Consider the following 7,615-nt stretch of genomic DNA (forward strand, 5'->3'; position numbering starts at 1 on the left):
GTATGACGGCATTGTGAAAATGGAGCTATGTATAACTTGGATAGTCAGTTAAGCCTTTTTCATCACCACCAAATAATGTCTCTGGATTATGACTTGCCCAAGTATGGCCATGTTTTATTCTTGCTGGTAAATCAGGGTTCGCTACAAAAGGTCGACCGAATGCAATCATGTCAGCAAGACCTGATTCAATAGCTGTAGTAGCTCTTTGACTTGTGTATTTTCCTGCATAAATTAACACGCCTTTAAAAGCTGCTCTGAGCGCTTGTTTAAACTCAATACTCATTACTGGGGCATCATCCCAGTCAGCTTCTGCGATATGGATATACGCAACATCATGTTGATTGAGTAACTTAGCAGCAGCGGTATAGGTGAGTTCTGGTGAAGCATCGACTGTACCGTTAAGTGTGGTCAAAGGCGCTAAGCGGACCCCAATTTTATCAGCGCCAATAGCGCTTGCCATTGCTGTGATCACTTCATCTAAAAAGCGTAAACGGTTGCTTAGTGAGCCACCATACTCATCAGTACGCAGGTTTGATTCAGAATCAATAAATTGGTTAATTAAATAACCATTAGCAGCATGCAACTCAATACCATCAAAGCCCGCTTTAACGGCATTGAGTGCGGCTTGTTTAAATTGTTCAACCACTTGTTGAATGTCCGCATGTGTCATTTCTCTTGGTTCAACGACGTCAACAAAACCTGGACCATTTTTACCATCATCGATGAATACTTTGACGTTTTCAGCTTTGATTGCTGATGACGATATTGGCTGCTGATTACCAATGTTTTCAGGGTGAGTGACCCTGCCAACATGCCAGAGTTGAGCAAACATAATGCCATGATTAGCATGAACTGCATCAGTGACTTTTTTCCAGCCGGATAGTTGTTTATCTGAATAAATCCCGGGAGTCCAAGCATAGCCTTTAGCCATAGCAGAAATTTGGCTGCCTTCACCGATAATCAGCCCAGCACTGCTACGTTGAGCATAATAGGTTGCCATGATGTCAGTGGCGCAGTCATCTGTATTATTGGCTCGAGAGCGCGTCATTGGTGGCATGACAATTCGGTTAGCTAGCGTGAGTTTGCCGAGTTTAATGGGATTAAAAAGTGCAGCGGTCATGATAAGTCCTCAATGATTTGCGAATTGAGGCTATGTTAGCTAATCGGTTTCGTTACAAAAATAGCAATTATTACAAATTACTTTTGTTAAAATTGCAAAAGTGTAGATTTGAATTTTCTTTCGACAAGATTACGCTTTCATGGAACGCCAAAACATCTCAAAGCTGGCTTCGCGGTGAGTTATATCGTGACCCCATTGAGGGTTGTCGGTGAAGTATCGAATCGCGGCGAGGTATTGGCCGTGACAATTTTCAAGCATCAATGCTAACGGAAAATTAGCTATGATATTAAGTTGTTGGCCTTTGGCGATAAGCTCAATAATAAAATGCAAAATGCTATTCATTGCTTGCGCTCTGATGGTGGCATCGATTTCTGAAGATAGCGAAAACTGCAAGAAAAAACGCTGTTTTATCGGGTAAAGCAACGCCCAGTCGATAGCGTGTTGCCATAAGCTGTTGGCACTATGTTTGAGGGTCGCAGCGTTATTAACGTCGGCAGAAATAGAATGAGTCACGTTTAACTCAGCTGAACCCGTGATCGTATTATCGTTCAGTTTTATGCTCACTTCGTCGGCTGCAAGTTTGGCCATTGATGCTGTGATTGAGTCCGCAAACTCTTGTTTAACTGATACAAATAGATGGTTTAACAGGGCTTCTTTAGAAGGGAAATGATGAAATAAGGTGCCAGTGGCGACACCTGATTTTTTGGCGATAGAGGCTGTAGAGGTGCCATGAAAACCTTGTTCAACAAACAGAATAAGTGCGGCGTCTAAAATCGCTTGTTTTTTATCCGTCTTACTCGACTTCGCTTTACTTTCCATTGGTGACCTTTACTTATTTCATTAACGATATAGTCAATGGAGATGCTGAAACGATCTAGCAATCTCCAGTTTCTATTTTAAACATTACTTACGTTGTATTTTTACGTAAAACACTAACTAGTTGTTATATCGTAAGATAACTTAGCGTAAAAACATTTTCATCAATAATGCTTGGATTTTTGTGCCGTAAGGTGGGTGGACAAATATCCCCGAGTTGAATTTACCGCTTTTTAACACTGTTTTAGCGTGACTAAAGGTTAAGAAGCCTTCTTTACCGTGATAGTGCCCCATACCTGAAGGTCCAATACCACCAAATGGTGCATCATCTGCTGCCACATGAAAAACGGTATCATTAATACACACTCCGCCAGAATGAGTGTTTTGAATGATGTGTTGCTGGGTCGCGTTATCAAAACTCATGACATAAAGCGCTAAAGGGCGCTCATTTTTATTGATGTAGCCAATGGCTTTATCAATATTTTGATAACTAATGATCGGCAATAATGGCCCGAAAATTTCTTCTTGCATGACAGTCATGTCATCAGTTGTAGATGTGATCAGCTGCGTCGGTAACTTACGCACATTAGCATCAATGGCATATTCTGCAGCGGGATGAATTGTTGCGCCTTTTTGTTTGGCGTCTTCTAATACAGCGAGTAAACGCGAATATTGACGTTCATTGATAACATTGCCGTAATCTGGGTTATTGGCAAAATCTGGATACATCTTATTGAAACGTTTTTGATACTCACTGATGAACGCATCGACTTTATCTTCAGGGCATAATATGTAATCTGGCGCGACACAGATTTGACCTGCGTTTAAACACTTACCATAGATTAATCGCTCAACAGCTGTTGGAATGTCAATATCAGGCGCGACGATAACAGGCGATTTACCACCGAGCTCTAATGTCACAGGCGTTAAGTTATCAGCAGCCGAACGCATAACGTGACGTCCCACTGTGGTTGAGCCAGTAAATAATAAATGATCGAATGGCAATGATGAGAACTGAGCAGCGATATCAGCTTCACCTTCTACAACAGCAACTTCATCTTGGGAAAATATATCGCTCAATAGAGCAATTAAAACCTGATTGGTGGCAGGGGTAAATTCTGACATTTTAAGCATCGCACGATTACCTGCTGCAATAGCGGTAATTAAAGGCCCTACCGCTAACATCACAGGGAAATTCCAAGGCACGATAATGCCTACAACACCCAATGGCTGGTAATGAACGGTGACAGAAGACGGAGCAAGTAATAAACCAGCATGACGTCTATCTGGTTTCATCCAAGACTTAAGGTGTTTAATCGAGTAATTAATATTATTAATACACGGCATAATGTCAGAAATCATGGTGTCATTGCCTGAACGATGACCATAATCAGTGGCTAATGCACTAACGAACTGTTCACTGTGCTCAAGTAATGCCGCTTTCAGCTTGTTAAGCTTTTCTATACGTGACTGATAGCTAGGTGCTGGCATAGAAAGGTATGCATTGCGTTGCTGCTCCAGTAAAAGCTGCAATGATGTTTGCTGATTGTCACTGACTGCCATATTCATAAATTCTCCTAGCATCAACCATGTTTCATGATTGCTGTTATGTATAAAATAAAACCGACTGATTAGTCGGTTTACTATGAGCTAGTATTGAATAAATAGCAAGTAGTTTGAAATTTGAGCTGTATCAAGGAGGTGATTATGGATTTACACTACACTTTTATTAGTGGGTAAAATTGGATTGAAGTTAAGTGTTCAAATAAGTGCTCAAGTACGTGTTTAACTATGTGTCTAAGGTCAAACTCAGCCTGGGTAATAGTGTGATAAGTTGCTCATCCTTTAATCATTACTCATGTCATCAGTGCAAAAATATTAAGTATAAATTAAAAAAAACTTGGTATATTCAATGAGAGTATCGTCGACCTGATAAAGGTTTAAGCAGTATCGGTAACCATGAGTTATCTGAACAATATAGATGAGTTATTTATTTGTTTTCAATCTGCAGGAGGAAATCATTATGCGTACACGTAATATTTTATGGCCAACAGACTTTTCTGAAACAGCATCCCATGCTTTACGTTATGCCATTGAAATGGCGAATTTATACCAAGTAGGGATCCGTATTCTACATGTGGTTGACCAGCCTTTAGGTGATGAAAATTACATGATCCTTGCGATTACCCCCGAAGAACTGGCTAAAAGCATGGAGCAAGCAGCCGCAGATAAAATGCGCAGTTTACTAGCAGAGCTTAAAACTGATCTGCCTGTTGAAACTGTGATCAGGCGCGGTGACGCAATTGAAGAAATTGTGTCAGAAGCCAATAGTGGTGATATTGGTATGGTGGTGATTGCCAGCCACGGAAGAACAGGTTTAGCTCATTTTTTACATGACAACGTTGCTGAAGAAGTGGCTAATCAAGCTGATTGCCCAGTATTAGTGGTCAAATAGTTAACTGAGCAGTTATTAGTGGTGCGGAACACTTAGATCATACACTGATAATCGTGCCTTTGATTAAAGGCTATTTTCAAGGTTTAGTTAGTGGAATGAGCTGTCAGGATATCACTGACAACTCATTTGATGACTAGCGCGTGTTGATCTTTCAAGGTTATTTTTACAGCGAATTTTTGGCGCACAAAACTCAACCAAAAAGATCAATACGCCCTAGCCTAAATCCAGTTACTCGAGTCATACTTAGTACGTGCCATTGCCTTTTCAGCAATAAAGTTTGCATCAAGTTGCTTTATATAAGGCAAGGTTAAGCTACCACTGGCTAATCCGAGTTTGAGATAGGCATAACCTTTTTTCTTTTGCGCCTTCGTTTGAATTATGGATACATGTTGGACTTTCTCGAAAGGGATTCTTTTCCAGTTACGACTGAAAAGCCCACTATGTTGCCATACGACATTATCTTCGATGACATAACCCCATTGTTTATATCTTAAATAGATTAACCCCATCACTAGGAAAGCTACTAACCAAAGTATCCCTGTGAAGATATCGAGCCCTTCAATTGCGGTTAACAGCGCCGCTGGGATAAACGCAATAAACCCACGTCTAGTGAACCAGGCAAACGCAATGCTTTGGTAGGTTTTGGGGATGCAATTACATCCTCCTGAAAGCTCAGGGATATGCTGTAATATCGTGCTTATTTCAGCGGTTTTTACAGTGGGGATCAACATATGTTGCGCCGCTTTTTGCTCGACCTCTTGGCCTTTTACTTGTTTTAGGTAAACTGTCCATACGCCAAAAAACCTAGCAAGAACCGGTTGGCTGAAATGTAATAACTGCACGCGTTTAATCGCTAAAGCATCTTGCTGATGCGATATCACGCCACCACTGCGCTGCAGAGTTTTCAGTCTTTTTTCCAGGCGATAGGGGTAGTATTTCAGCACAGCTGCAATAATAGAGATAAGAGAAAACAAGCTATAGATTAAAGCGAAAATGATGACTGCTGAGATAACTTGAAGGGTGAGATTTTCGCCACTAAAACTAACTATGTTCGTCCAGATATATTGCACCAGCGGAATTTCAACAATGTCTTCCCATTTGATTTGCCCCAAGATGGGCCCGGCAATAACCGCGAGCCAAATTAAATTATTTTGATAAAAACCAAACTGGATTAGCTGCTTTAAATCTCGTTTGATAATAAGCCTTGTAGACTGTGATACTTGTGCGCTATCAAGGCGGTGAGCTTCTAGCGGATTGTCTTCAATTCTATTTTCATTGGCAGTGGTGCTATTGAGTTGACCAGTTTCGAATAGACCAGTTTCGAGTTGGTCTGCTCCAAGGTGCTCGTTTGAGCTTGATTGGAGTTGTAATAATTGCTGTTTTATTAAGTTTGCATCACTAGCATTCAGTGCTGCTAAATGAGCTTCATCTTCTTTTGAACCAGCAGTTTCGATGACTAAGGTGCCTAACTTTAATGGCTTAAAGTAAAAGGGCTGTTCATATCGAATATTTTGGATTTTATTGAATGGGATTTCGTCTTTGCGGGTAAACAATAACCCTCGTTTAATGTTGAGTTGTTGACCATTGAGTTTAAAGCGGTATTTACGCCATTGAATAACGGCAAATACAGACAACAAAATCATCAAAACTATGGCAGCTAGTAGCCCTAACTGTAAATCAAACCCATTTTTCCAGCCGGCAAAAACAATAGGGATAATGGCATAACCGTTGGATAAAATAGCTTTAGCGGTGCCAAAGCTAAAGCTGAGCATTGACCAAGGCGAAAGGGATTGCCATTGGCTAAAATCGCCGTGACTTTTTTGTGGTTTATTGACTGAAGTCGCATCTTTAGACTCAGTCATCTTGCTTATCGCCTTGTGCTTTTTTTGAGCTAGTCTCAGAGGCTAAATTCACATTCACATCCACATCTACATCCACATTAACATCCACACCCTTATCTAGATCTTGATTCATAATGCCATGTTCACTTTCTATGACATTGTCATTTGGTGTTAAATGCTGGTTTGTTTGCTCTGTTTGTAGCGATGTGTCTGAGCTTTGTTTTGATTGGTACGCCGTGGCTTGATGCAATAAATGCTGCCTTAGGTGTTCAGCGGTATCAAATAATAATCCAGGTAAATAGATTTCGGCGGCGCCACTGCCGGCACTAAAGCATTTTAGCGTTGCCAGAGAAAACCTTCTTTGCAGTGGATTTTGTGACAAACTGACATGTTGTAGGCGAGTGAAAGGCAGGGTCGTTGTCGATATCCACCAGAGTCCTTTTCGAACAACAAGTTCATGTTCTAGCACGCCATAGCCAAGATTTTTAGCGGCTTTATGTTTCAGGCTTACCAAGCCTGCGCCTAATAAGCTTAATACTGTAAAAACGGTTAGTGAATGAGATATTCCTGCTTGGTTGTCGATATTCATGATGAACATAATGATTGCAATGATAACCACAACAAGCCCTGATGTTTGTATTGCGATTTGTTTTGGATAATTTTTATCAACAGCAGATAAGGATAAATCGCTATAGGGTTGCCACTGTGACTGGGTCAGCAATGTTTTATCTGTCGGCGTTTCTGCGTGCTCAGAACCTTGTTCAATTAGCTGCTGAGAAGTTGCTGCCGCAGTTGATGCATTACTTGATAAATCAGACGTAGAAGTCATTAATTGTCCTTATTGTGCCAATAGGCGATTGCGACTTTTAATCAGTGAAACTTAGCATTATATGTTTGTTAATCAAGCATGAATAATCGCTTATTGATATAGAATTAAATCTATAAAATGCTTTCTAATCAATACGCAATCTTATAGCTTATTGATATCTACGTATGGAAATTTATACCTAAACATGGAAAAAGTATTTATGGGATCTTCTAGTAATTCAATCGTTAACGACACTGCAGAACCTAAACTCATTTCAAAGGCGCATAAAGCTTTTTAACGTAAACTGTATCTGTGCTATTTAATTTCTCAGCAACAGCAAAACTTGTTGTCGTTACATCAGATATCAAAAATGCCCCGTAGAACCATTCAAGATACCTTAGCTGCCATGTTAGATATTGGCGTAAAGATTACATTTATCCAGGATGGCGAACGACATAATGCAGGGTATTATCAATTAAAAGATTGGGGCCCGATCAACTATCAATGGGTTGAAGCTAATATCGCAGATATTTGTCAGCAACTTGATATCGACATCCCATAACCCATAACCCATA

General features: G+C 40.4%; 7 protein-coding genes. 2 read left to right on the top strand and 5 right to left on the bottom strand.

All coding sequences use genetic code 11. The annotated features are described in order from the left end of the window. Window positions 1-25: 25 nt before the first annotated feature. The 3 genes from BCU84_RS00550 to BCU84_RS00560 all read right to left on the bottom strand — a co-directional run bounded on the left by BCU84_RS00550 (window position 26) and on the right by BCU84_RS00560 (window position 3,505). Window positions 26-1,120 (bottom strand): alkene reductase, encoded by a 1,095-nt coding sequence (locus tag BCU84_RS00550; protein WP_102526155.1) that lies wholly within the window; start codon window positions 1,118-1,120, stop codon window positions 26-28. Window positions 1,121-1,249: 129 nt separating this feature from the next. Further along, entirely contained in the window at window positions 1,250-1,939 is a 690-nt protein-coding gene (locus BCU84_RS00555; RefSeq protein WP_102526156.1) for a TetR/AcrR family transcriptional regulator, read from the bottom strand. Window positions 1,940-2,080: 141 nt separating this feature from the next. After that, window positions 2,081-3,505 carry a coniferyl aldehyde dehydrogenase gene (locus BCU84_RS00560; RefSeq protein WP_102526157.1) on the bottom strand — a complete coding sequence of 475 codons (1,425 nt, stop codon included), beginning with the start codon at window positions 3,503-3,505 and terminating at the stop codon, window positions 2,081-2,083. A 454-nt stretch (window positions 3,506-3,959) separates the two neighbouring features. Between BCU84_RS00560 and BCU84_RS00565 the strand changes: the two genes are divergently transcribed. After that, window positions 3,960-4,391 carry a universal stress protein gene (locus BCU84_RS00565; RefSeq protein ID WP_102526158.1) on the top strand — a complete coding sequence of 144 codons (432 nt, stop codon included), beginning with the start codon at window positions 3,960-3,962 and terminating at the stop codon, window positions 4,389-4,391. A 218-nt stretch (window positions 4,392-4,609) separates the two neighbouring features. Here BCU84_RS00565 and BCU84_RS00570 read toward each other — a convergent pair whose 3' ends face one another. Together BCU84_RS00570 and BCU84_RS00575 are read right to left on the bottom strand one after the other, a co-directional pair. After that, window positions 4,610-6,253 carry a PH domain-containing protein gene (locus BCU84_RS00570; RefSeq protein ID WP_102526159.1) on the bottom strand — a complete coding sequence of 548 codons (1,644 nt, stop codon included), beginning with the start codon at window positions 6,251-6,253 and terminating at the stop codon, window positions 4,610-4,612. After that, window positions 6,246-7,061: a PH domain-containing protein gene (locus tag BCU84_RS00575; protein WP_241906314.1), complete on the bottom strand. Its 816-nt coding sequence runs from the start codon at window positions 7,059-7,061 to the stop codon at window positions 6,246-6,248. Before BCU84_RS00575 ends, BCU84_RS00570 begins: the two co-directional genes overlap by 8 nt. Before the next feature lie 289 nt (window positions 7,062-7,350). On the opposite strand from BCU84_RS00575, the gene BCU84_RS00580 reads away from it, so the two are divergent. After that, window positions 7,351-7,602 (top strand): helix-turn-helix domain-containing protein, encoded by a 252-nt coding sequence (locus BCU84_RS00580; protein ID WP_347231187.1) that lies wholly within the window; start codon window positions 7,351-7,353, stop codon window positions 7,600-7,602. Window positions 7,603-7,615: the final 13 nt, after the last annotated feature.

Origin of the sequence: Shewanella sp. 10N.286.51.B7 (assembly GCF_002873615.1) — a bacterium.
Lineage (GTDB): Bacteria > Pseudomonadota > Gammaproteobacteria > Enterobacterales > Shewanellaceae > Shewanella > Shewanella electrodiphila.